Genomic DNA, 24,447 nt, shown 5'->3' with positions numbered 1-24,447 from the left:
CGCCAAACACAGGTCCAGAAAAGGCAACGAGAGGACCCTGTTGATGGATCGACTGACCGAAATGGAGGCCTTTGCCAATGTCGTGGACCAAGGCGGGTTCACCGACGCGGCAAAGAAGATGGGGATTTCAAAATCCGCCGTATCAAAACATGTCTCCAGCCTGGAAACCCGCCTGGGCGCCCGGCTGCTGAACCGCACCACCCGGCGCGTGTCGCCTACAGAAATTGGCCTGGCCTATTATGACCGCGCCCGCCGCGTGCTGAACGATGCAGGCGAGGCTGACGCGCTGGTTTCCTCGATGCAATCCGCGCCTTCCGGGCTGCTCAGGATTTCGGTGGCAACCGATTTTGGCGTCAACCACCTGTCGCCGGTGCTGTCGGATTTCCTCCGCGACTTTCCGGATATCACCGTCAACATGGTCTTAAACAACCGCTACGTTGAACTGATTTCAGAAGGTTTCGACATGGCCCTGCGCATTGGTGAGCTGGAAGACAGCTCGCTCAAGGCACGTAAACTCACCGAGACCACTAAACGAATGATCGCCTCGCCCGGTTATCTGGAACAATATGGTCGCCCGCAAAAGATCGACGATTTGAACACCCATAAGCTGCTGCATTACTCCAACCAGTCCAGCGGCAATGTCTGGAAGATCACTGCCCCCTCTGGCGAGAAACGTCAGGTGCGCACTACAGGCTGGCTGTCGGTGAACGATGGGCAATCGCTGCTCAACGCCGCGATCTCGGGTCTCGGCATCGCCTATCTGCCCAGCTACCTTTATTCCGAAGCGATGGAGGAGGGGCTGGTCGAAGACGTCATGCCCAACCTGCCGATGGAAACCCAGGGTATCTATGCGGTCTATCCTCCGGGCAAGTTCACCCAGCCCAAGGTTCGGGCCTTTATCGATTTTCTGGCGCATTCCTTTGCCGGCAAAGACAGCGACGACTGGCTCAAGATCGCCTGACCGGCATTTTCACGCCCCGGACAAAAGCTTTTCAGAACTGCTCTCGCTTAGGCGGGGCAGTTTTTGTCCTTCGCGGTGTCGATTACACCGTTTCAGGTAACACCCTCAGTCATCTGGACAGAATGACCGCCTCAACCCGGCGGTTTCTCTCTCTCCCGGCAGCGTTGAGATTGCTGGCAATCGGCGCCATAAACCCGGCGCCGGCAACTGCGATGCGTCCCTCAGCGACACCATAGGTCGAAACCAGAGTCTCTTTGACCACCTGAGCCCGCCGGAGCGACAGGGAGGTGTTATCCTCAAGACTGCCAACGCTATCGGTATGGCCAACAATCAACAGCTGAGCCTTGGGCGTCTTGTCCAAAAAATCTGCAAGCTCCTGCAAACTGGCAACCGCCTGCTGCCCGAGTGTCTCTGCGCCAGTGCGAAACTCCACCCCGTCAAGCACCACATGGCCCTGTTTTTCCAACAGGGTTTCCAACCCCAACGCGGGGTTTTCAGCCCCGGTCAGAGGCTCGGGTTCAGGTTCATGCGCCTCAACAGTGGAAAGAGGCAGCGGCGCCTGTTTGTCGGGGGTGACCTCGATCAGTTGAATATAGGTCGCTGCACCGCTGCGCGACACCAGCAGGGAAACCGCCTGCTGAGCGGTTGTCTCTGCTGCAGAGAGCGCAGGTTTTTGTGCCGCCAGGAAATGATAGTCAGGCAGGCTGACAACCATGTCAGGCGCCGGGACCACCTCGATGCCGAAGCGGAAATCAAAACCACCACATTGGCGAGATTCGCACTGAAACAGGATCTCATACCCCTGCTCCACCAGCTGGCGTCGCAGCACATCCAGGACCTGCAAAACAGTTGCATCGCCTTGAAGGCTCCAGGTGCGTCGCAGAATATGCCCCTCCTGCAGGCGGAGGGGAATTCCAGTCTCGCTAAAGGCGCCAATCGGAAGCGCATAGGTGCCCAGTGCCGTTTCACGCTGAGAACGCGATACCGCCCCTTCTGGCAGCTGCAACCCTGCGACCTCCGCCGTCTGAGCCTGGGCTGAAACAACGGAGAATAGCAGCGACAAACAGCCGCCAAGGGCCAAAACGGCAGGGCCAAACCTCATCTGAACTGCGCGTGGTATTCGTCGTTGGGAACCATGCCCGTGGCCGAGGCCACGCGATTGGACATGTTGTAAAACCCGGTGACATTGGCAATGTCCCAGATATCACGGTCACTAAAGCCAACTTGGCGCAGGGCTTCGCGATCACCCTCTTCGACTTCGGTGCTGGCCTTGGTCACTTTGACAGCAAAATCCAGCATGGCGCGCTGACGGGCATCCAGAGGCGCAGCCCGGTAGTTCATTACCAGCATTTCCCCCAGTTTTGGATCGCCCGACAGCTGGCGCACCGCAGCGCCGTGGGAGGCCAGGCAGTAAAAACAGCTGTTCACAGCCGAAACCACCACCGCGATCATCTCGCGTTCCAGCTTGCTAAGTGCGCTATCGCCCAGCATCAGCTCATTATAAAGCGCGCTAAAGGTATTGAGCTTGTTTTCATCAAAAGCATGGGCGCGCAAAACATTGGGCACCATGCCCAGCTTCTCCTGGCAGATGTCAAAATACTTCTGCATGCCGGCGGGCAGCGGGTCCAGTGGCGGCAGGTCCAATGCGGTTGGTGGTGTTTGATCCGTCATGATGAATTAAGCTCCTGAAGACAAATATCGATAATGGTATTGGCCGCTATTGGTCATGCCCAAGGAGGCATATAACCCGTTTGCGCCAGCGTTTTCTTTGGTGCAGAGCACCGCCATCTCATGGGCGCCATTTTCTGCCGCCCAAATGGCCGCCTGCCGCATCATCCAGGCCCCCATGCCGTGGCGGCGCTGGTGCGGCAGGATTTCCAGTGCATGCACCATGGCAACGCCATCATGAACCGCGACAAAACCAGCCCCTGCCGGTTTGTCGTCATAGCGCCCCAGCAGAGCCGCCTTTGGGCCTGTGACCCGGTCCATGACGGCCTGACGTTCGGGGCCTATGCCGCCTGCAATCCAGATTTCACGTTGAATTTCCAGTGGCGACCACAGGGCAAAAGTCGTGACGCGGGGGATCTCGATATCTGTCAGCTTTTCTATCGGGCAAAGCCAGAGATTGACCGGGTCCTTCACCACATAGCCCCGCGCGGCAAGCTGTACGTCCAGCCCGTCCTGCCCGTCATGGATCATAAAAAGACAATCCTGCCCCAGGGCCCGCATCGCCTGTTCTGCAGCGTCGATTTCAGCTTCAGAGGCCACACCTTCGACACTGGCGGCAGATACCCGGCTGCCGCCGCCCTGGCCTTCGCGTAGCGTGACCGGGCCCAGGCTGCGTGTGGCGGCTGTTGGCCAGGTGGCTTCGACCACCGCATAGTATTTTGGATCTGTCAGAGGGGCCCCCGTGTTCATAGCCCCATCTCCTGTGCCAACTCGCGCATTGCCGCATCTACCCCTGCACCATCATGGCCGCGGATCACCACATTGGCTCCATAGGTGCCATTGTGCTGAAACGGATAGCAACCGATCGACAAATCACTGTGGCGTGCGGCCAGATCCGACAGAAAAGCCGCGATATCGCCCTCTCCGCGCATCAGGCGCAGGCTTTGTGACAGCAAAGGCTCCCCCCCCGTCAAACCCGGCAACACACTCGCCACCATGGCCTGAAACACCATCGGCACCCCGGCCATTACATGCACATTGCCCAGGGTAAACCCCGGCGCTGATGAGACCGGGTTGTCGATCAAGCTGGCACCCTCAGGGATCCGCGCCATGCGCAGGCGGGCCGCGTTCAGCTCTTGTCCAGAATTGGCGTAATGCGCTGCCAGGATTGCGCGGGCATCGGCGCGCACATCCAGATGGGCATCAAAGGCCTGCGCAATGCAGTCGGCGGTAATATCATCATGGGTGGGGCCGATGCCGCCACTGGTAAAGACATGGTCAAACTCTGCACTCAGTGCCTTGACGGCGGCTATAATCTCTGGCGCATCATCACTGACCACCCGCACTTCTTTCAGGTCGATGCCCTGTTTGGTCAATTCGCCAGCCAGAAAATGCGTGTTGGTATCGCGGGTGCGCCCGGACAGGATTTCATCACCGATGACCAACATTGCGGCACTGGGGTTGGGCATCTTTTCTCTCCTGTTGCGGCGGGCGACGCGCTCTTTGCTGCAAGATAGCCGCTCCAGCATGGAGAGCAAGCGGGCATCCCGTCTCAGGTCCGCTCTCACGCGAGGTTTCTGGCGTTATCCGGCGCAAACACCTCCCCTGATAGGGGTTTTCAGTCTTGCCGATTGACTTCTCTCTTGAGTGCGATACCCAATCCCCATGCAATTCACCACGCCCCTGATCCGCGCCACGCTTTTGCGCCGTTACAAACGCTTCCTCGCCGATTGCCGCCTGGAGGATGGTCGAGAGATCACCGCCCATTGCGCCAATCCAGGCTCAATGATGGGGCTGGCAACTCCCGGCCTGACAGTCTGGCTGGAACCCAATGATGATCCAAAGAAAAAGCTGAAATTTGGCTGGCGGTTGATCGCCCATGACAATGGTCATTTTACCGGCGTTGATACCTCGGTGCCAAACCGTGCGCTCAAGGCGGCCCTGATCGCAGGGCAAATCCCCGAGCTGGCCGCCTATAAATCCGTCCGCGCGGAGGTGAAATACGGCGAAAAAAGCCGCATTGATTTCCTGCTCACCCAAAAGGGGCTGCCGGATTGTTATGTTGAGGTCAAAAGCGTCACCCTATCGCGTCAAGTGGGCCTGGCTGAGTTCCCGGACAGTGTCACCGCCCGGGGCACCAAACATCTGAACGAGCTGGCAAACATGACGGCTCAGGGGCATCGCGCCGTGATGCTCTATCTGGTTCAGCGCACTGATTGTGATCGCTTTGCCCTCGCCGCCGATATCGACCCGGCCTATGCTTCAGCCTTTGAAAAGGCCCAGAATTGCGGTGTTGAACGCCTGATCTATGACACCCGCATCTCCCCGCAGGAGATCACCATCGGCCGCAGCCTCTCTGCGGGCTGATTGCTGCAACCTGATGTCCCCATCGGTTTTACGGCGGCGGCTCTGGTTCTTTTAACCAAATCCGCTTACATAGGCAGCAAGACACAAGCCTACGGAGCCCAGCTTGATGAGATCGAAAGACGGCCGCACCACCAAAGACGGCATTCGCATTTACCAGGACAGTGATTTTGCCGGCATGTATGTGGCAGGGAAACTGGCCGCACAGATTCTGGATGACATCGCACCGCATGTCTTTCCCGGGCAAACCACCGGAGAGATCGATCGCCTGATCACCAATATGGTCGACGAGGCCGGCGCCAAATCGGCCACCATTGGCTACAAGGGCTATCAGCACGCCAGCTGCATCTCGGTGAACCATGTGGTCTGCCATGGCATCCCCGGCGACAAAAAGCTGAAAGACGGCGATATCCTCAATATCGATGTGACTGTCATCGTTGACGGCTGGTTTGGCGATACCTCGCGGATGTTTGTGGCCGGCAAACTGCCCCGCAAGGCCGAACGTCTGATCCAGGTCACCCATGACAGCCTGATGAAGGGGATCGAGGCGGTAAAGCCCGGCAATACCTTTGGTGACATTGGCCATGCCATCCAATCCTACGCCGAAAGCCAGCGGATGAGCGTGGTGCGCGATTTTTGCGGCCACGGGCTGGGGCTGGTGTTCCACGCGCCGCCCAATGTGCTGCACTATGGTCGCCCCGGCACCGGTCCAAAGCTGGAAGAGGGCATGTTCTTCACCATCGAGCCTATGATCAATCTGGGCCGCCCTGAGACCAAGATCCTGGCAGATGAGTGGACCGCGGTGACCCGCGACAAATCCCTGTCGGCCCAGTTTGAGCATTCCATCGGCGTGACTGCGGATGGCTGTGAGATCTTCACCCTGTCGCCGGGTGGAAAGTTCCATCCAACCTACGGCTAAACCGGCCAATCGCCACGATGTGATAGACGCAAAGCCCCGACCATTGGTTGGGGCTTTGGTGTCTTAGCAAGGTGTTTGATCACAACCCGATTAGCGCAGGAACCTCTGACATATCGCTGAATACCTCGGCTCCCTGCGCGGTCAGGGTCTCACCAGTACCACCCGGCGCAAAGCCAAGGCAACGCATCCCGGCTCGCGTTGCTGCCAGCACCCCAGTGGCGCTGTCCTCGAACACCAGGCAATCGCGGGCCTGTACGCCAAAATGGCTGGCTGCGGCCAGAAACAAGCCGGGATCCGGTTTGGCAACGCCCAGCGACTGCGCTGAAAACATCGCCGTCGGGTGGAACCGCTGCCACAGGCCATTTTGCCCCAGCGTGATGCGCATCTTGTCTTCGCTACCGTTGGAGGCCACGCAGCAGGGGATCTGTTTTGCATCCAGCAACGCCAGCAGGTCCATCACCCCCGGCATCAGAGCCACGCCCGCCTTCAAAGCCTCATAGGTCTCAGCATAGATCTCATCCACCCAGCCCTCATGCAAATCAGCGCCGAGCTCAATCGCCTTGGCCATAGCGCCCGACATCGTGCTGCCAACAAACAACTCCATCGAGCGCTCAACAGTCATCGGCAAACCGTTTCGCGCCAGGTTTTCGACCATCACCCGGTTTGAGACAGGTTCGCTGTCGACCAGCACCCCGTCGCAATCAAAGATGACCAGCCGTGGCGTTGGAAAGGTCGTAGGCATGTCAAAAACCCCGTGCAAATCAGCAAAGTTCAATGCCACTCTGCCCCGGTCGGTTTAGGGAAGCAAATCCCGCACCGGCACAAAGCCGCGCGTCTGGGGAGGCGCCTGTTTCAGGCTGAAGCACCGCGCAACATCAGGGTGATATGGCTATCGCCATATTTGCGCGCATCGCTGACTTCATAGCCCTCAGGCGGGGACATAGCTGCGTTTTCTTCCCAGATGATCAAGGCATCCTCTGCGATCCAACCGCCTGCCTCAGCCGCCTGCAATGCCTTTTCCCCCAAAGACTTGCCATAGGGCGGATCAAGAAACACCACATCAAAGGGGGGATGCGGGTTTTCCCCGAGCTTCAACGCATTACGTCGGATCAGGTTGGCGCGATCGCCCGCTCGGCAAATACCGATATTCTTGGCAATCAGTCCCTGCGAGACCCGACCATCGTCAACAAAGGTCACGATCTCGGCGCCGCGCGACAGGGCCTCAAGGCCCAATGCGCCGGTTCCCGCAAAGAGATCCAGCACCCGCATACCGTCAAAATCAACCTGATGGGCCAGCACGTTGAACAGACTTTCGCGCACCCGGTCGGTGGTGGGACGCAGATGCGCGCCTGTATCCCCCTTGCCCAGGGCCGCCAAGGCGCGGCCCCGAAAATCTCCGGCGATGATCCTCACGCTTTTAGCAGGGGCTTCAGGTCTGCGGCAGGGTCTGCAACCACCGACTTATCCGCCGTCTTACCCATGTCGATCAGGCGTTTGCCCACCATATAGGCGCGCGGATCATTCATTGCGTCGACCGCAACCAGTTGCTCCCCTTTGTAGTACCAAAAGGAGGTCGTGCGCCCCTCTCCGGCGCGGGTGACCACATTGTCAAACCCGGTGTTTAGCCCCGCGATTTGCAGTTTCACATCATACTGATCCGACCAGAACCAGGGCGTTGCCACATAGCTCTTGCCCGCGCCCATCATGTTCTGCGCCACCACTTCGGCCTGATCAATGGCGTTGGGCACGCTTTCCAACCGAATGCGCCCGCCCTTGTAGGGGAAGGAGGCGCAGTCGCCCGCTGACCAGATCGAAGGGTCAGATGTGCGCCCCTCAGCATCGGTCTTGATACCGTTCTCCAGCTCCAGCCCCACCAGTTCGGCCAGTTGGGTGCCCGGGGTGATGCCAACTCCAACCACCACAAAATCAACCTCAACACTGGAACCATCGCTCAGAACGGCACGGGCCACCTGCCCTGCCTCGCCCTCCAAGCGCTGCAATCCGGTGCCTTCCAGGATCGTGACCCCGTGTTCGCCGTGTAGGGTACGGAAATAATCAGATGTTTCGGGGGCGGCGACCCGCTGCAGGATGCGCTCCCCCATCTCGACCAGAGTGACATCGACCCCGCGCTTGGCGCAGACCGCTGCGGCCTCCAGCCCGATATAGCCGCCACCAACAATCAGGGCGCGCTTGCCAGTCACCACATGCGGCGCCATGGCATCCACATCACCGAGGCCCCGCACCACAAAAACACCCTCCAAATCACCGCCGATAGCGGCAGGCAGGTGGCGTGGGTCTGACCCGGTCGTCAGGGCCAGCTGGTCATAGGAAAGCACCTCTTCGCCCAGACTCACCGTCTTGGCTGCAGCATCAATCGCCGTCACCACCGTGCCAAGACGCAGGGTAATTTTATTGTCCGCATAAAAGCTTTCCGGGCGCAGGAACAAACGCTCCAGCTCCATCTCGCCCAGTAAATAGGCCTTGGAAAGCGGTGGGCGCTGGTATGGCAGGTGTTTTTCGGCCCCAATCAGGGTGATTTCGCCATCAAACCCATCTTTGCGCAGTTTTGCCACCAAGGACGAACCCGCCTGCCCTGCACCAATCACGATGATATGACTCATTTGGACCCTTGCCTCCCACGCTATTTCTGGTCTCCTGTTGCGGTGACCCTATAGGGGCCAAGAGCTAAAACGCAATCACCCAGACAAAGGAAACGCGCAATGATTTCAACAGGAGATAAACTGCCTGACGCCACCATGACCCAGATGGGTGCTGAAGGGCCGGAACAGGTGCAGATGGCCGACAAGGTCGCAGGGCGCAAAGTCGCCATTTTTGCCGTCCCAGGCGCCTTTACCCCGACTTGCCATTCCGCCCATGTCCCCAGCTTTATCCGCACCAAGGATCAATTTTTTGCAAAAGGCGTCGATGAGATCATCTGCGTCTCGGCCAATGATCCCTTTGTGATGCATGCCTGGGGTGAAGCCACCGGGGCCAATACCGCCGGGATCACCATGCTGGCCGATGCCGAAAGCGCCTTTACCGATGCTATCGGCATGCGTTTTGACGCCCCTCCCGCGGGCTTGATCGGCCGTTCGCTGCGCTATGCGATGTTGGTGGAGGATGGCGTTGTCACCATTCTGAACCGCGAAGAAAACCCCGGCCAGTGCGAACTCTCCGCTGGCGAAGGCCTGCTCGATTCCATGGGTTAAGCCAATTGGGCTGCGCCACAGATCATGGCGCGGCCCAATCCGTTCTCCCACCTCGCTAGATCAGGCTGTCCAATTTGCGTGCCAGTTTCGCATCCAGCGCCGAGAGCCCTTCGACATCATGGGTGGTCAGAACAACGGTTACCCGGTTGTAGATATTGCTCCACTCCGGGTGATGGTTCCATTTTTCGGCCCAGATGGCCGCGCGGGTCATCCAGCCAAAGGCCTCGACAAAACCGCCAAATTTGAAGGTCTTGGTCAAGGCATCACGCCCCTCGACCATCTCCCAGCCGCTTGCAAACAGCGGATCCAGTAGCGGCCCGCGTGTGGCCTCGGATAATCTCTCGGTCATTCCTGTTCCTCCACATCTGCGTTGCGAAACGGCCCATAGCTGGTCAACACCTCGACCTCCTCTGCCACTGCGGCACGCTCGGCCTCGAGGTAACGGCCAACGGCCTCGGCGAAGCCCGCGTCGCCCAACCAGTGCAGGCTGTGGGTTTCCACCGGCAGGTAGCCCCGCGCCAGTTTGTGTTCCCCCTGCGCCCCGGCCTCGACCCGGCCCAAATGGTTGGCTATGGCAAAATCAATCGCCTGATAGTAGCACATTTCAAAATGCAAACAGGGGTGATGTTCCAGGCAACCCCAATACCGCCCATAGAGCGTATCGCGACCGATGAAATTTAGGGCACCCGCAACCGGAGTGCCTTCCCGCTCAGCCAGAATGAGATGCAGATCATCCGCCATGGTCTCATGGATGATCGAAAAGAATTCACGCGTGAGATAGGGCCTGCCCCATTTGCGCGATCCGGTATCCTGATAAAAAGCCCAAAAGGCGTCCCAGTGTTCAGGGCGGATCTGATCTCCGGTGTAACTCTGGACCGTACCGCCAAAGCCCTGCGCCTGGGTGCGTTCCTTGCGGATGTTCTTACGCTTGCGTGACGACAGGGCGGCCAGAAACCCGTCAAAATCGGCATAGTCGTCGTTCAGCCAGTGAAACTGCTGACTGACCCGCGGCATCAGCCCCATTTCAGTGCCGATCTCGGCTTCCTCAGGCGTACAAAAGGTCAGATGCAACGAGGAGACCTGATTGTCAGCGGCAAGCTGCACCGCCCCCTGCACCAGTGCCGATTGGCCGATGCCTTCATAGCCAGGACGTACCAAAAGGCGCCGCCCGGTGGCGGGGGTAAAGGGCACTGCGACCTGCAATTTAGGATAATAGCGCCCGCCGGCCTGCTCATAGGCATGGGCCCAATTGTGGTCAAAGATGTATTCACCCTGGCTGTGGGATTTGGCATAGAGCGGCGCGCAGGCGATCAGCCTATCCTCAAGATAGGCCGTCAGATACTGCGGCTGCCAGCCTGTACCCGGCCCCACCGATCCGCTTTGCTCCAATGCGCTGAGAAAGCGATAGGTGGTAAAGGGGTCCCTTGGCCGCCCCCCATCAGAGGCCTCGGGGCAGGCACAGCCATCCCATTCCTCAGCCGCAATCTGCGACAGGCTGCCAAGCACGCGTATTTCAACTGGTTTCTGATCCATCAGCTCTCCCTGCCCCTGACACTATTTGAGCAGCCTTGCGCTGTGATCAAGCCGGGAGTGGCGAAAGATACTGCTCGAAGGTGACATTATCGACCCATTTGCGCGCCTCGGCCTCGGCCGCGTGGGAGGTCACCGTCCAGCAGAGTATCGGCACCCCGGCGGCCCGCAGGTCCTGCACCCGAGAACGATCCAGATCGCCAACCTCATGGCTGATAAAGCTCGACTGGCTGCTGTCAAAATCGGGAATATCCCGCAGGCGATTGCAGGTCTCAGCTGGGACCGGAACCCAGTCCTCGGGGTCATAAGAGCTGGTCACCAACCCCCGCGCAATATCAGGTGCATAACGCGCCAGCGCCGCTGTTGCATGCGGATTGAACGACATCAGGGCGACCGTCCCGGTATAGCCCTGCAGTTCTTTGGCGGTGGCTTCTTCCAGGGCGCCGACATTGGGACCCAGATTGCCGTCCTGATCCTTGATCTCAATCAGCAATGGTACCTGCCCGGCAACCAGATCCAATACTTCGGCCAGGGTGGGTATGCATTCACCATCTCCGCCTTTTAGCGGGATCTGGGTAAGCTCCGCCTGACTGCGTGCCATGATCCCGCCGCGCGCCTCCGCAAGGCGATCCAGCATGTAGTCGTGAAACACCATCGGGCAGCCATCGCTGGAGCGCTGCAGATCAATTTCGATCGCATAGCCCGCAGCAATTGCCGCGCGGATGGCCGCGCGGCTGTTTTCGGGTCGCCCATCTGTCACATCATGCAGCGCCCGATGCGCCACCGGCTGCGACAGAAACTCGGCAGGTAGTTTTGGGATCATTTGATCTGGAACACCGCGTCGATTTCAACGGCGACACCCAGGGGCAACGAGGGCGCGCTAACGGCCGAACGCGCATGACGGCCCGCATCGCCCAGGGCTTCAACCAGGAAGTCAGAGGCGCCGTTCACTACCTGCGGCTGTTGGGTGAAATCAGCGGTGGAATTGACAAAGGCGCCCAGCTTCACAACCCGCACCAGGCGCTCCAGATCGCCATCACAGGCGGCTTTGAGCTGTGCCAGCAAGGCAATGGCGCAGCGTTTGGCGGCGGCCTGACCGGCATCCACATCCATATCCGCGCCCAGGGTCCCGGTGATCAGACCGTTTTCATCCGAAGAGATCTGCCCGGAGACATAGACCATGTCACCTGCCACGACAAAAGGCACATAGTTTGCCGCCGGCGCGGGCGCCTCTGGCAGGGTGACACCCAGATCTTTCAGTTTGGCTTCGATGCTCATTGACTCGCTCCTTCAACGCCGATGTTTCGCGGCGACGCTAGCGCTGATGACCCGCCTCGGAAAGGGCAAAAAGCGACAACCTTCACCCCGATCTTGCCATCAATCCTCGCGGAAGGCTTTGACGAAGTAATCTGCCAACGGCTTCACCAGATAGGCCAGCGGTGAACGGTCCTGAGTACGGATGTAGCTCTCGACCGGCATACCTGGGATCAACACCGTCCCTTCGGGCAGGCGCTGCGCCTCATCTGCGTTGAGCTCGATCTCAGCCCGGTAATAGGACGCCCCGGTATTTTGATCCTCAAAAGCATCCGCCGAGACCAGCGTGACCTTGCCAAAAAGATCCGGCGTATTGCGTTGATCCAAAGACGAGAACTTCAGTGTCACATCCTGGCCTACAAAGATTTGTTCGATATCTGTGGGGGAAACCTGTGCTGCGATCACCAGTGGGCGATCCTGCGGCACCAGGAACAGCACCGGATCCGCCGACCGAATAACCGAGCGCGGCGTATGTACCTGCATGTCATAGACTATGCCTGAAACAGGCGCGGTTATGTCCAGCCGGTCCAACCGTTCCAGCAGCGTGCGGCGGTTCTCTCCGAGTTCCAGCTCCTGATAGCGCAGATCGCGCAGCTGCGTGATCGCCTCTTCGCGCCGGGTCGATCCCAGTTTCAGGATCTCGATCTCGGTCTCGGTGATCCGCCCCAGGGCCTGGGCTTCGGTTGCGACCAGCTCGCCCAAGCGACCGCTCAGATCGGCCTCGGTGCGGCGCAGGTTGAGAACAGTGCCCGCCTGCGCCAAGCCGCGCTCCAGCAGGATCGTCTGGTTTCTCAGCTCTTCGGCGATCAGTTCCAACTGCAGCGCCAAGGAGTCCTGCTGCGCTTTGATCCCGGTGATCTGATCTCGTGTTTGAGAGCTTCGCTTATTCAGCTGTTCTATTTCGCGTGAGATAGACTCCTCACGAGCACCAAAGAGGCGGCGTTGCCCCTCAACCAAATCCATCACTGCCGAGCGATCCGCAGCGAGAGCAAGCAGATCCCCATCAAAAGTCACCTCTGTGGCACTGTCGCGCTCTGCCTCCAGCCGCGCGCGACGCGCCATCATTTCAAACAGTTGCCCCTCGGTGATGGCCAATTGCGAGCGCAGCTCCTTGGCGTCCAGACGCAGCAGCATCTCGCCGCGCGCGACGCTATCCCCGTCATCCACCAGAATTTCTGCAACAATGCCGCCATCCAGATGCTGTACCACCTGGCGGTTGCGATCCACTTCGATCCGGCCAGAAGCGACAATCGCCCCTGCAATCGAGGACATGACCGCCCAGGTTCCAAAGCCACCAAGGAGGATCAGCAGGCTCAAAGTGCCGATCAGCAGCGGGCGGCGGGCAGACCATTCAGTATCTTGGCTCATTGCACCCCTCCTGTTCCAGTGGTCTTGCGGATGGATTGATGGTTGGCCACCATTTCCTGTAGCACCTTTTCCTTGGGACCAAAGGCCGTTTGCACCCCCTGATCAATCACCAGGAGCATCTCGCATTCCTGAATCGCCGCCGGGCGATGGGCCATAATGAGGACAGACTGACCAGCCGCCTTGAGCGATTTGATCGCCTGATTGAGGGCCACTGAGCCTTCGTTATCGAGGTTCGAGTTGGGCTCATCCAGGATCACAATCACCGGCGCATCATAAAGCGCGCGGGCCAGAGCCACCCGTTGCATCTGCCCGCCAGACAAACGTCCCCCCCCGGCAGAAACACGGGTGTCATAGCCATCCGGCAGGTTGACGATCATCTCATGGGCGGCGGCCTTCTTGGCCGCCTCCACCACCTTTTCAGCATCGGGTTCTTCCGCCAGGCGGGCGATGTTCTGCGCAATAGTGCCGTCAAACAACTGCACCCGCTGCGGCAGATAGCCAAAATGCCTCCCCAATACGTCCGGATCGTATTGATCCAGGGCAGCCCCATCCAGACGCACAGTTCCGGCGGCTGGACGCCAGGCCCCGGTCAGCGCCTTGGCCAGGGTGGACTTGCCTGAACCTGAAGGACCGATCACCCCAATTGCCTGACCAGGTTCCACCCTAAAACTGACCCCGCGCAGCTGCGCCCGGCTATCCCCCGGTGGCACCACGGCCAGCGCCTGCACCTCCAGTCGCGCTTTGGGCTGGGGCAGCGCCATGCGCTCCGCCTCGGGTGGTACTTTGGTGAGCAGTTCGGCGAGGGCGTGCCAGCCTTTGATGGCCCGTTGCACCATAGCCCATTGCCCCAGCCCCAGCTCGATCGGGGCCAAGGCCCGCCCCATCAGTACAGAGCCCGCAATCATTGCCCCGGGTGAGACTTCGCCCTTAAGCGCCAGATAGGCGCCCAGCCCCAGCATTGCAGATTGCAAAAACAGCCGCAGCGTCTTGGTCAGAGTGGTAAAGCCGCCGCCGGTATCATTGGCGGTCAGCGTGTCCTTCAGGGAGGCTCTGCGAGTTTTCTGCCAACGCTGGAACGCGGCCCCGCGCATTCCCATGGCCTGGATCATCTCCGCCTCGCCGCGAATTTCCTCGGAGGAGAGATTGGCCCGATGCGAGGAAGCCGCGGCTTTTTGCAACGGCACACGGCTGAACACCTGGTTAAGTAGTGCAACCACCACAAGAACCGCGCCACCGCCCAGGGCCAACAGCCCCAGCCAAGGGTGGAACAGAGCAATCCCGGCCAGGAAGAGGGGAGTCCAGGGCAGGTCAAAAGCGGCCCCCAAAACCGGAGAGGACATCAAGCGCTGAATGGCCTCCAGATCACTGGTTCCAGTCTGAGCAACGGGATCCTGCGTCACTGCCGAGCGGCGCACCATGGCGTCAAACACCCGCTTGTCCAATTGCGCCTGAAACCGGGCTCCGATTCGCGCCAGCACACGGCCCCGCACATAGTCCAATATGCCCATCATGCCATAGAGAAACAGCACCAGCAGCGAAAGCGCCACTAGGGTGGCCTCAGAGCCGCTGCCAAGCACCCGATCATAGACCTGCATCATGTAAAGCGGGCCTGTGAGCATCAGCAGGTTCACAAAAACACTAAAGATTCCAACGGCCCAATAGAGGCTACGGCTTTTGCGACGACAGGCGGTCAGCTCTTCATAGCCGGGCTTAAATGATTTATTTGTCATATTGACTATGCTCTACCTGTTCAAACGGGTCGCGACATATTAGACCCTGCGCCAACGACAACTCTTGGGAAACCTGTTCCGAATCTGCCACAAACGTGCAAACAAATTGCAGTAGAAAGTGGGAATCCGCCGGATTGCCCCTAACTAGGGTGCTCGTGTTTCTTAAACAGCGAATTAAATGGGTCACAACTCGAATGCGAATTATCTCCAGGTCTCGATTTGTTTTTGCTGCATTTGCGTTGGCTTTATCACTGGCAGGCTGCGCCACACAAAGCCCAGAAGCCAAAGCTGCGGGCGAGGTCTTTGACCCCTATGAAAACACCAATCGCGGTGTTCACAGCTTTAATCTGACGGTAGACCGCTACGCCTTTCGCCCCGCATCCAAAGGCTATGTCTCGATTGTTCCGGAACCCATGGTCACCAGCTTTTCGTCCTTTGCCGAGAACCTGTCGATGCCCGGGCAAATGGTCAATGCCCTGTTGCAGGGCAATCCCAAACTCGCCGGTCAGGCGCTGACCCGCTTTGCATTGAACAGCACAATTGGTTTCCTTGGCTTGGCCAACCCCGCTTCTGATTTTGGCTTCGCCGAGGTGGATACCGACTTTGGCAAAACGCTTGCGGTTTGGGGTGTCGGCGAAGGCGCCTATGTAGAACTGCCGCTTTATGGCCCCTCGACAGCACGGGACGCCACCGGGATTCTTGTTGATTTCTTCACCAACCCCATTGGCTACGCTCGGAACAATCCCGCCGATAACATAAGTGTTTACGCTGAAGTGGTGCGCCGCATGGGCGATCGTGGCAGATATTCAGATACCGTGGATTCGATTCTTTATGAAAGTGCCGACAGCTATGCACAGGCACGGCTGCTCTATTTGCAGAACCGCCGCTTTGAGCTGGGTGAAACGGCCGAGATCGAAGAGATCGATCCCTTTGAACTAAATACTGAAGGATTTTGAATGATGCATCGCCGCAGCTTTTTGACCGGACTTTCCGCCAGCGCGGCGCTTGTCCCTGCTGCGCCTCTTTGGGCTTTGAACGAAGCAGGGGCCAGCAAGCTGATCAACAGCCTCGTCACCGACATCAATAAGGTCATCGCATCGGGCAAGGCGGAAAACGCCATGTTCCGCGAGTTTGAACGGATCTTCAAACGCTATAGCGATACCTCTTATATCGCGGCCTATGCGCTTGGCGTAGATGCCCGCCGGGCTTCAGCAGCGCAGAAACGAAATTTTTCCAAGGCATTCCAGGCCTATATCTCTCGGAAATACGGCAAACGCTTCCGCGAATTCATTGGTGGCAGTCTTGAGGTCAAAAGCGTCAAGCGGGTCAAGAAATGGTACGAGGTAACCACCCTCGCCCACCTACAGGGCCAAGCTCCCTTCGTCGTCACCTTCCTGGTCTCCGATCGCTCCGGCAAGGACCTGTTCTTCAATATGTATATTGAAGGGGTGAACCTGCTACTGACCGAGCGGACCGAGATTGGTGCGATTTTGGACGGCCAAAGAGGCGACATCGACGCCATGATTGCCGAGCTAAAGCGCCAGAGCTAAGGCCATCTCTGCAGCCCCAAATACTGAAATCAAAAGGCTCCCAAGCGGGAGCCTTTTTTGTGAGCGGCAAAGATCTACGGGGCGGCTAGTTGCGACCAAAGATATCGCGCAACAGCCCGTCCACTGCACGGCCAATTTCCTGGCCGGGGCGAATTCTGTCACGGCGCCGTTGCGGTGCCGGTCGCACAGGTTCCGGAATAACAATAGGGGCCGGAGCCAACATCGGCAGAGGGTCCGGCGTCAGCCCTTCGTGTACGCGTACCATGGCCTCGCGCCAGATCTCGGCTGGCAGCCCCCCACCAGTGACGCCGCTCAGGGGGGTATTGTCATCATAGCCCATCCAGACCCCGGCGACATAATCCGCAGTAAAGCCGATGAACCAGGCATCGCGTGCGGCCTGGGTGGTGCCGGATTTCCCCGCCGCCTGCCAGCCCGGAATTTGCGCCCGACGCCCGGTGCCCTCGGCAATGACTTTCTCCATCATCCAGACCAGCTGCTGCGCCGCCTCGGTGCGGATCACCCGCTCTCCCATGCCGCCACTGCGCCCCATCAGAGGTTCGGTATCAGTGACCAATCGCAGCTCGCTCACCCCGTAGGGCGTCACTGAAGAACCACCGTTGAGAATACCTGCGTAGGCACCTGTCATTTCCAACAGAGTACTTTCCGAAGCACCCAGCGCCAGTGCGGGTCCCTCTGCCATGGCGTTATCAATGCCAAAATCGCTGGCAACGCGGCGCACCCGATCCCGGCCCACCGCCTCAGAGAGTTTCACCGCAGGCACATTCAGCGAATCCCGCAAAGCCCGGGCCAGCGTCACCTCGCCGTAGTATTTACGGGTGTAGTTCTTGGGGCACCATTCACCAGAGCCCGGCAGATCCAGACAGTATTCCGTGTCCAGCAGGATATCGAGCGGCGAGTAGCCAAGCTCCAGCGCCGTGGCATAAACAAAGGGTTTGAAGGCCGAACCTGTCTGCCGTTTTGCCTGTGTCGCTCGGTTGAAAACCCCGGAAACGCGGGTCTTGCGCCCCCCTACCATGGCGCGCACCGCGCCATCCGCGCTCATCACCACAATGGCGGCCTGCGCCTTGGAGCCCGGACGCACCTTGTTGTCAAAGACATAGGTGATCGCCTCTTCGGCGGCGGTTTGCAGACGTTGATCCATGGTGGTGCGGATCACCACATCTTCGGCAGTTTGAGCGCCAAAATAGCTGGGAACACTGTCCATGATCCAATCGGCAAAATAGCCCCCCGCCCGCGCCTCGGCTGCCGGGCTCAGGCGGGCCGGATTGTCCTGCCCGGATTTGGCCTCAGAAGCGCTCAGATAGCCCTGATCATGCATCAGACGCAGCACCGTCGCAGCCCGATCCTGCGATCGTTTCAGATTATTGGTCGGGGCCAGTGACGAGGGGGCGGTCAACAATCCCGCCAGCATCGCGCCCTCAGCAGCGCTCAGCTGACTAGCGGATTTGCCGAAATAGCGCTTCGCAGCAGCCTCTGCCCCATGGGCCCCACCCCCCATATAGGCGCGGTTCATATAGATGGAGAGGATCTCATCCTTGGTGAACTTGACCTCCAGCGCCATGGCATAGATCGCCTCGGTGCCCTTGCGCCACAGCGACCCCTGACGACAGTCTTTCTCATAGGCCGCTTCGCTCTCCCAATCCTTTGGGTCGTAAACCCGCCCAAGACACAGCAGTTTTGCGGTCTGCTGGGTGATGGTAGAGCCACCATGTCCCGACAAAGGCCCACGGCCTTCGCTCAGGTTGATGCGTACCGCCGAGGCCACACCACGTGGGGAGATGCCAAAGTGGCGGTAGAACCGTTTGTCTTCGGTGGCGACAATGGCGTTTTTCAAATGCGGTGAGACAGTCTGTGCTGTCACAACACCGCCAAACTGATCGCCACGCCAGGCAAAGACCTCGCCCTCGTGATCCAGCATGGTGACAGAGCCACGGGCGCGCCCATCCAGCAGAGTTGCCAGCTCTGGCAGATTGAGGGTCTGATAGCCGACCGCCATGCCCACCAGGGAGAGGACAATCACTCCAACGCGCCAGGAGAAGCCCCAGACCAGTCGCAACAGCCAGCGGAACGGCATCAGCAGGGTGCCAATCAATCCACGTGGTTTACGAGGCCGTGCAGCCTTGCGCCGCGCAGAACCCGGACGCTGTGCTTGTGGCTGTGGTTTGGTTCTTGGTTTTGGCTTTGCCTTCGGTTTGGGCTTGGCCTTGCCAAACAACAGCCCCCACAACCCGCCAGATCGCTTGGCCGGCCTTTTGGCCCCTGTCTTTGCATAGCGTTTTTCCGCCACCAGTGGCTTTCGCCCTGAACCCTGCGCCATTTCAAAAATCCTGCCCGGTTTGCCCGTTTTAACCACTCTACCCGTTTCGCCTCACTTTGTAGAGAGGCGGTTTATGGGGAATTTCCCTCTCAAACCTGCCCAATTTTCCAGCAGGTTTACGATTTTCCGCTCGTTTATTGATCTTCCCCCTACGTGCTGCACCTGCAAAAGCGCCACTCCGGTTCCCCCGACTCGGCGCCTTGGTTTTTCTGCATGTGCAAAATGCATGGGTGCCACAGCCAGATCCTTTGGTGACAGGCCCCCTCCAAGACGAGGATGTCGAAATGAAAATGATCATCGCTGCCATCAAACCCTTCAAACTGGAGGACGTCCGCGAAGCACTGACAGGCATCGGCGTCTCTGGATTGATGGTGTCCGAAGTCAAAGGGTTTGGCGCTCAGGCGGGCCATACCGAGATCTACCGCGGCGCCGAATACGAAGTGAACTTTGTTCCCAAGCTAAAGCTGGAAATCGTGGTTTCCGCCAGCCTGGCCGAGCAAGTGGTTGAAACCATCGCCAAAACCGCCCGCACCGGCAAGATCGGTGACGGCAAGATCTTTGTGATCGATGTGGAGCACGCCCTACGGGTGCGCACCGGCGAAACCAATCAAGACGCGCTTTAAGCGCCGCATTTGGAGGATAACTGATGCGTAAACTCTCTCTCTCCTTGTCGGCCCTGGCGCTGACCACCCTGCCGGGCCTGGCCCTGGCGGATGAGGCGGCCGCCCCAAGCTTTGACGAAATCGGCCCCTACATCATGACAACCCTGTTGTTCTGCATGGCAGGTTTCTTGGTGTTCTTCATGGCTGCGGGCTTTGCAATGCTCGAAGGCGGCCTGGTGCGGTCCAAGAACGTGACCATGCAGATGACCAAGAACATCGCGCTCTATTCGATCGCTGCCATCATGTACTGGCTGGTTGGCTTCAACACGATGTATCCTGGCGACTTCAATGGGTTCTTTTCCATTGGCGGTCAAACTGTGCTGGATGCCGTAGGCGTCTCCGCGGCAGATGCTGCCCTGGACTATGCTTCGGTTGGTTCGGACTTCTTCTTCCAGCTGGTATTTGTTGCTGCCACCGCTTCGATCGTATCGGGTGCCCTGGCTGAGCGGATCAAACTGTGGCCCTTCCTGGTCTTTGTGATCGTTCTGACTGGCTTCATGTACCCAATTTCCGGCTCCTGGAAATGGGGCGGCGGCTGGCTCGATGCAATGGGCTTCTCTGACTTTGCAGGCTCCACCGTTGTTCACTCTGTCGGTGGCTGGGCCGCGCTGGCTGGTGCGATCGTTCTTGGCCCCCGCTTGGGCAAATACAAAGATGGCCGCGTCAATCCAATGCCTGGTTCCAACCTGGCCCTGGCAACGCTTGGCACATTCATCCTGTGGCTCGGCTGGTTCGGTTTCAACGGCGGCTCGCAGCTGGCAATGGGCACCGTGGGTGATGTTTCTGACGTATCGCGCATCTTTGCCAACACCAATATGGCCGCTGCTGCCGGTGCCGTTGCCGCTCTGGTCCTGACGCAGGTACTCTACAAAAAGCCTGACCTTACCATGGTCCTGAACGGCGCGCTGGCCGGTCTCGTATCGATCACCGCTGAACCACTCGCCCCAACCCTCTTTGGCTCGCTCTGGATCGGAGCCGTTGGTGGTGTAATCGTGGTCTTCGCCGTACCAATGCTGGACAAGTTCAAGATCGACGACGTGGTCGGCGCCATCCCTGTCCACCTGCTGGCAGGTATCTGGGGCACCATCGCGGTTATCTTTTACGGCGAAGCCAGCCTGATGACTCAGCTGACCGGCATCGTTGCCTACGGTGTGTTCACCTTCGTCGCCTCGCTGGTAATCTGGTTCATCCTCAAGGCAACCATTGGTATCCGCGTCAGCGAAGAAGACGAGATTAACGGCCTCGACATGGCTGAGCTGGGCATGGAAGCGTACCCCGAGTTCAAAGCAGGCTAACCACCCCGAGCCCTACCTCAAAAACAAAGGAACGCGGCCCCTAGGGGTCGCGTTTTTTGTGAGCACATAGTTTTGGGCTAAATCTACTTGATGATGATCACCTTGTTGCCGTGGTGATAGTGCGGGCGATCGGACCGCCGGTCATAGCGGTCTTCGGCGCGGTCCAGATGATCTTCGATGACATCCAGGGGCCCATGATCCACCGCCTCATCCCGGCGGTTCTCCCGGCGATCCATTCGATCTTCCACCCGGTCTGGATTGACATGCACCCCATGGGCCAAAGCAGGGCTTGCCAGCACGGCAACCATTGCCACCACCAATGCGGATTTCAAAACGTTCATCTGCGTCTCCTTGGGATCAATCTGTTCCTTACCCAACACAAACGAAGACAGACGGATTTTCCGTCGCAGAAAAAAGACAGAGCCTAAACCAGCACCTTCACAGGCAGCAGAAAGGGCGCCGGATAACCGACGCCCTTTTTAAGTGATGTATATAGTGGTGATCAGACGCCTGCGTCGATGATCGCTTTGGCCAGTACCGGAATGGTGGCCGAGTTCAGGCCGGCAATATTCATGCGGCTGTCGCCCACCATGTAGATGCCGTTATCGGCGCGCATTTTCTCCACCAGATCTGGCGTGGTGCCCAACAGCGAGAACATGCCGCGATGCTGCGCCAGGAAGGAAAAGCGATCAGAGCCGGACAGGCGTTGCAGCTCATTTGCCAGATCTGTGCGCAGACCCAGCATGCCCAGACGGACCTCTTCCAGTTCTGCCGCCCAATCCGCGCGCAGAGCCTCATCATTGAGGATCATGGTCACCAGACGGGCGCCGTGATCAGGAGGGAAGGAATAGTTCTGGCGGTTCAAAAACGCCAGGGTGCCCTGGTTCAACACCTGCGCCGAGGCATCCTGCGACAGGGCCATCAGCAGGCCGGTGCGTTCGCGGTAGATGCCAAAATTCTTGGAACAGCTTGCAGCGATCAGCACCTCGGGGCAGCTGGAGGCCACCAGACGTACGCCCATTGCGTCTTCTTCCAGACCATCGCCAAAGCCCTGGTAGGCAATGTCGATCATCGGGATCAGCCCCCGCTCGTTCATCAGCGCGATGACCTCTTTCCACTGCACCTCGTTGAGATTGGCACCAGTGGGGTTGTGGCAGCAGCCATGCAGCAGAATCACATCGCCCTTGGCGGCCAGCTTCAGGTCTTCGATCATGCCGTCAAAGTTCACACCACGGGTCTCGCGGTCGAAATAGCGATAGGTGACGGTTTCGATGCCGACATAGTTCAGGATCGACACATGGTTTGGCCAGGTCGGATCCGAGACATGCACCTTGGCCGAAGGATTGGCCATCTTGATCATCTCAAAGGCCTGACGCACCGCACCTGTGCCACCGGGAGTCGCCGCTGCGGCAATGTTTTCACGGGCGACCGCATCGCCCAGGATCAGTTTGATCATGGCATCGCCATAGGCCGGATCGCCTGCAAGACCAACATAGGATTTGCTGGTCTGCTCTTCCCAGAGCTTATGCTCGGCCGCCTTGATGGCGCGCATCACCGGGGTGAGACCCTCGGCGTTCTTATAGACGCCGACGCCCAGGTCGATCTTGTTGTCGCGCGGGTCGTCGCGGAACATTTGCATCAGCGCCAGGATCTTGTCAGCTGGCTGTGGTTTCAGGGTTTCGAACATCAGTTCTCTCCGGTTGCAACGGGAAGGGTCGGGAAGGCCCCCCATTCCGACCAAGAGCCATCATAGAGCGCGTGATCGGTCTTGCCGATCCGCTCTAGGCCCAGGCTCAGGACGGCGGCGGTAACGCCCGACCCGCAGGTGGTAATGACAGGTTTATTCAGATCTACACCAGCGGCTTCAAAACTGGCCCGCAGGGCATCGGGCTCTTTCATGGTGCCATCCGCGTTGAGCAGTTCAGTGTAGGGGGTGTTTTTGGAGCCGGGAATATGGCCAGCCCGCAGGCCTTCGCGCGGTTCATCTACTTCACCGCGGAAACGCGGCGCGGCGCGCGCGTCAATGATTTCATGGTCGCCCAGCTTGGCAGCAGAGGAGACCTGGGTCACGTCGCGCACCAGATGGTTCTGCACCCGTACGGTCATATGGCGGTCGCGGATTACCGGGGGCAGGTCTTCGGTCTCGCGGCCCTCTGCCAGCCATTTGGGCAGGCCCCCATCGAGGATTGCAATATTGTTCTGCCCCATCAGGCGGAACAGCCACCACACACGGGCAGCCGATTTCAGACCGGCCCCATCGTAGACCACAATCTGATGACCATCTCCAACGCCCATCGCCCGCATGCGGGACATGAATTTCTCAACCGGGGGCACCATATGCGGCAGTTCCGAGCGATGATCGGAGATCTCGTCGATATCAAAGAACCGGGCATTGGGGATATGACCGGCTTCATATTCCGCCTTTGCGTCGCGCTCTTCCTGCGGCAGATACCAGGATCCGTCCAGCACCCGCAGGTCCGGATCTTTCAGGTGAGCGGCCAGCCACTCGGTGGATACAAGCGTTTTTGGATCGTCGCGCATCAAAGCCTCCCTGAAGATGTGTCAATGCCTACTATCGGCGTGCCAGAGGTGCAAGGGAAGGCTGAAATATTGCGCAATACCTCAGAAAGATGTCAGATCTTTACTCAGGACTGGAACTCCGTCGGGATCTGTCAGGGGCCCATTTCGCCACAGGGTCGGATAACGCCAGCCCCGGGTTGGGAGCACTCTTTGACAAGATGCACCTATATTCCCGTTTCGTCACCGAAGGCCTGCCCGACATTATCGCCACGGATCGCACCTTCAGGTTTTGGGGATCAAAGCTGTAGTAGTGACTGAAGCTGGTAACGTGACACCTAGGCGCATGGACGTGATCCGAAACAACTCGGTCTGTCCACTCTTGCCTGATCCTGCTAGAGCAAACCCGATGCGGCCGGGCAAACTCCGGCCCTATCCCAACGCTGGTTTATGCCCTAACCCACCACCCGCAAAATGGGTCGCGAACTGGCCCTTTTGCTGCGTGCCGTCCCCGCCGGAAAGCGATCTGCAAAGGACAAACCAGCACGGATGACATCCGGATCCATGGTGCAGCCGGTCACATTGGCCACAGCCTCACGGGCACGCGGGGTTTCATCACGACGCATGTGGTGCAGCATCTGCAAAAAGGCCTGTTCATCGCGGGTTACGTATTCTCGGTCTTCCAAAGACAAAGGATCTATACTGTCAAATCCGACTCGCCGCGCCTTGGTCGTAAATTGCACCAGTTTGAACAGGGACTGAGCGACTGGCAGCCCCAGGCTCTCTCCCCAGCGTTCAGCAGCAACGCGAAAGGCAAATTGCCATGATTGGCTCTCAGGCTGGGCCAGACTTTGCAGAAAGTGTCGTAAAACCGGCAACAGCCCCTCTTCAAACTCATCCAGATCGCAAAACGCCAGAGGCATCCGGTCCGCTTTCTCTGCGGGTCGAGACTGGTGAAGCTCTGAGGGAGTGGAGGGTGTGAGGGGGATTGAAGGCGTCATTGATCTGTCCTTTGCCCGTGT

Annotated in this window: 26 protein-coding genes; 8 read left to right on the top strand and 18 right to left on the bottom strand. The window is 58.8% G+C overall.

What is annotated here, in order from left to right; genetic code table 11:
• Nucleotides 1–43 precede the first annotated feature (43 nt).
• The gene (locus ED661_RS18050) at nucleotides 44–961 is read left to right on the top strand and encodes a LysR family transcriptional regulator (protein WP_122075710.1); all 918 of its coding nucleotides are present in this window, start codon (nucleotides 44–46) and stop codon (nucleotides 959–961) included.
• Between the two features lie 109 nt (nucleotides 962–1,070).
• On the opposite strand, the gene ED661_RS18045 is transcribed toward ED661_RS18050, so the two are convergent.
• From ED661_RS18045 to ED661_RS18030, 4 genes are read right to left on the bottom strand one after another with little or no spacing between them, the layout of a single operon-like run.
• Nucleotides 1,071–2,063 carry an OmpA family protein gene (locus tag ED661_RS18045; RefSeq protein WP_122075708.1) on the bottom strand — a complete coding sequence of 331 codons (993 nt, stop codon included), beginning with the start codon at nucleotides 2,061–2,063 and terminating at the stop codon, nucleotides 1,071–1,073.
• Nucleotides 2,060–2,632, bottom strand: a complete 573-nt coding sequence (locus tag ED661_RS18040; RefSeq protein ID WP_122075706.1) for a peroxidase-related enzyme — start codon at nucleotides 2,630–2,632, stop codon at nucleotides 2,060–2,062. Before ED661_RS18040 ends, ED661_RS18045 begins: the two co-directional genes overlap by 4 nt.
• 6 nt (nucleotides 2,633–2,638) lie before the next feature.
• Nucleotides 2,639–3,379, bottom strand: a complete 741-nt coding sequence (locus ED661_RS18035; RefSeq protein ID WP_122075704.1) for a GNAT family N-acetyltransferase — start codon at nucleotides 3,377–3,379, stop codon at nucleotides 2,639–2,641.
• Nucleotides 3,376–4,098: a molybdopterin-binding protein gene (locus ED661_RS18030; protein ID WP_122075703.1), complete on the bottom strand. Its 723-nt coding sequence runs from the start codon at nucleotides 4,096–4,098 to the stop codon at nucleotides 3,376–3,378. The genes ED661_RS18035 and ED661_RS18030 overlap by 4 nt, the downstream gene beginning before the upstream one ends.
• A 196-nt stretch (nucleotides 4,099–4,294) precedes the next feature.
• Between ED661_RS18030 and sfsA the strand changes: the two genes are divergently transcribed.
• Together sfsA and map are read left to right on the top strand one after the other, a co-directional pair.
• Nucleotides 4,295–4,996, top strand: coding sequence for a DNA/RNA nuclease SfsA (gene sfsA / locus ED661_RS18025; protein ID WP_122075701.1), 702 nt, complete (start codon nucleotides 4,295–4,297; stop codon nucleotides 4,994–4,996).
• Between the two features lie 106 nt (nucleotides 4,997–5,102).
• On the top strand, nucleotides 5,103–5,912 hold the full coding sequence (gene map / locus ED661_RS18020) for a type I methionyl aminopeptidase (protein ID WP_122075699.1): 810 nt from the start codon (nucleotides 5,103–5,105) through the stop codon (nucleotides 5,910–5,912).
• 79 nt (nucleotides 5,913–5,991) lie between these two features.
• Here the strand turns inward: map and ED661_RS18015 are convergent, their stop codons facing one another.
• From ED661_RS18015 to ED661_RS18005, 3 genes are all read right to left on the bottom strand, one after another.
• Complete coding sequence (locus ED661_RS18015; protein ID WP_122075909.1) at nucleotides 5,992–6,654, bottom strand: HAD family phosphatase; 663 nt, start codon at nucleotides 6,652–6,654, stop codon at nucleotides 5,992–5,994.
• A gap of 110 nt (nucleotides 6,655–6,764) precedes the next feature.
• Entirely contained in the window at nucleotides 6,765–7,325 is a 561-nt protein-coding gene (gene rsmD / locus ED661_RS18010; RefSeq protein WP_122075697.1) for a 16S rRNA (guanine(966)-N(2))-methyltransferase RsmD, read from the bottom strand.
• Complete coding sequence (locus ED661_RS18005; protein ID WP_122075695.1) at nucleotides 7,322–8,533, bottom strand: NAD(P)/FAD-dependent oxidoreductase; 1,212 nt, start codon at nucleotides 8,531–8,533, stop codon at nucleotides 7,322–7,324. The genes rsmD and ED661_RS18005 overlap by 4 nt, the downstream gene beginning before the upstream one ends.
• 99 nt (nucleotides 8,534–8,632) lie before the next feature.
• On the opposite strand from ED661_RS18005, the gene ED661_RS18000 reads away from it, so the two are divergent.
• Entirely contained in the window at nucleotides 8,633–9,121 is a 489-nt protein-coding gene (locus ED661_RS18000; RefSeq protein ID WP_122075693.1) for a peroxiredoxin, read from the top strand.
• Nucleotides 9,122–9,176: 55 nt separating this feature from the next.
• Here the strand turns inward: ED661_RS18000 and ED661_RS17995 are convergent, their stop codons facing one another.
• The 6 genes from ED661_RS17995 to ED661_RS17970 form a co-directional block, all read right to left on the bottom strand.
• Nucleotides 9,177–9,470 carry a 4a-hydroxytetrahydrobiopterin dehydratase gene (locus ED661_RS17995; protein WP_122075691.1) on the bottom strand — a complete coding sequence of 98 codons (294 nt, stop codon included), beginning with the start codon at nucleotides 9,468–9,470 and terminating at the stop codon, nucleotides 9,177–9,179.
• On the bottom strand, nucleotides 9,467–10,654 hold the full coding sequence (locus ED661_RS17990) for a GNAT family N-acetyltransferase (protein WP_122075689.1): 1,188 nt from the start codon (nucleotides 10,652–10,654) through the stop codon (nucleotides 9,467–9,469). Before ED661_RS17990 ends, ED661_RS17995 begins: the two co-directional genes overlap by 4 nt.
• A gap of 46 nt (nucleotides 10,655–10,700) precedes the next feature.
• The gene (locus ED661_RS17985; protein ID WP_122075687.1) at nucleotides 10,701–11,474 is read right to left on the bottom strand and encodes a glycerophosphodiester phosphodiesterase family protein; all 774 of its coding nucleotides are present in this window, start codon (nucleotides 11,472–11,474) and stop codon (nucleotides 10,701–10,703) included.
• A complete protein-coding gene (locus tag ED661_RS17980; RefSeq protein WP_122075685.1) occupies nucleotides 11,471–11,929 on the bottom strand; it encodes a RidA family protein in 459 nt (152 codons plus the stop codon). The genes ED661_RS17985 and ED661_RS17980 overlap by 4 nt, the downstream gene beginning before the upstream one ends.
• Before the next feature lie 99 nt (nucleotides 11,930–12,028).
• Nucleotides 12,029–13,333 carry an HlyD family type I secretion periplasmic adaptor subunit gene (locus ED661_RS17975; RefSeq protein ID WP_122075683.1) on the bottom strand — a complete coding sequence of 435 codons (1,305 nt, stop codon included), beginning with the start codon at nucleotides 13,331–13,333 and terminating at the stop codon, nucleotides 12,029–12,031.
• On the bottom strand, nucleotides 13,330–15,063 hold the full coding sequence (locus ED661_RS17970; protein WP_122075681.1) for a type I secretion system permease/ATPase: 1,734 nt from the start codon (nucleotides 15,061–15,063) through the stop codon (nucleotides 13,330–13,332). The genes ED661_RS17975 and ED661_RS17970 overlap by 4 nt, the downstream gene beginning before the upstream one ends.
• A gap of 194 nt (nucleotides 15,064–15,257) precedes the next feature.
• On the opposite strand from ED661_RS17970, the gene ED661_RS17965 reads away from it, so the two are divergent.
• A complete protein-coding gene (locus tag ED661_RS17965) occupies nucleotides 15,258–16,019 on the top strand; it encodes a VacJ family lipoprotein (RefSeq protein WP_122075679.1) in 762 nt (253 codons plus the stop codon).
• 3 nt (nucleotides 16,020–16,022) lie between these two features.
• Nucleotides 16,023–16,613 (top strand): phospholipid-binding protein MlaC, encoded by a 591-nt coding sequence (locus ED661_RS17960; protein ID WP_122075907.1) that lies wholly within the window; start codon nucleotides 16,023–16,025, stop codon nucleotides 16,611–16,613.
• Nucleotides 16,614–16,698: 85 nt separating this feature from the next.
• Here the strand turns inward: ED661_RS17960 and ED661_RS17955 are convergent, their stop codons facing one another.
• A complete protein-coding gene (locus tag ED661_RS17955) occupies nucleotides 16,699–18,951 on the bottom strand; it encodes a transglycosylase domain-containing protein (RefSeq protein WP_122075677.1) in 2,253 nt (750 codons plus the stop codon).
• A gap of 284 nt (nucleotides 18,952–19,235) precedes the next feature.
• Between ED661_RS17955 and ED661_RS17950 the strand changes: the two genes are divergently transcribed.
• Both ED661_RS17950 and ED661_RS17945 read left to right on the top strand, forming a co-directional pair.
• Entirely contained in the window at nucleotides 19,236–19,574 is a 339-nt protein-coding gene (locus ED661_RS17950; protein WP_122075905.1) for a P-II family nitrogen regulator, read from the top strand.
• 23 nt (nucleotides 19,575–19,597) lie between these two features.
• A complete protein-coding gene (locus ED661_RS17945; protein ID WP_122075675.1) occupies nucleotides 19,598–20,908 on the top strand; it encodes an ammonium transporter in 1,311 nt (436 codons plus the stop codon).
• An 83-nt stretch (nucleotides 20,909–20,991) separates the two neighbouring features.
• Here ED661_RS17945 and ED661_RS17940 read toward each other — a convergent pair whose 3' ends face one another.
• The 4 genes from ED661_RS17940 to ED661_RS17920 form a co-directional block, all read right to left on the bottom strand.
• Nucleotides 20,992–21,249, bottom strand: a complete 258-nt coding sequence (locus ED661_RS17940; protein ID WP_162930176.1) for a hypothetical protein — start codon at nucleotides 21,247–21,249, stop codon at nucleotides 20,992–20,994.
• Nucleotides 21,250–21,410: 161 nt separating this feature from the next.
• Nucleotides 21,411–22,595, bottom strand: a complete 1,185-nt coding sequence (locus ED661_RS17935) for an amino acid aminotransferase (RefSeq protein ID WP_122075671.1) — start codon at nucleotides 22,593–22,595, stop codon at nucleotides 21,411–21,413.
• Nucleotides 22,595–23,449, bottom strand: a complete 855-nt coding sequence (gene sseA / locus ED661_RS17930; protein WP_122075669.1) for a 3-mercaptopyruvate sulfurtransferase — start codon at nucleotides 23,447–23,449, stop codon at nucleotides 22,595–22,597. The genes ED661_RS17935 and sseA overlap by 1 nt, the downstream gene beginning before the upstream one ends.
• Before the next feature lie 431 nt (nucleotides 23,450–23,880).
• Nucleotides 23,881–24,426: a hypothetical protein gene (locus tag ED661_RS17920; protein WP_254054882.1), complete on the bottom strand. Its 546-nt coding sequence runs from the start codon at nucleotides 24,424–24,426 to the stop codon at nucleotides 23,881–23,883.
• Nucleotides 24,427–24,447: the final 21 nt, after the last annotated feature.

Source organism: Pseudophaeobacter sp. EL27, assembly GCF_900313025.1.
Taxonomy (GTDB): Bacteria; Pseudomonadota; Alphaproteobacteria; order Rhodobacterales; family Rhodobacteraceae; genus Pseudophaeobacter.
This window is presented reverse-complemented; position numbering and strand designations above follow the sequence as displayed.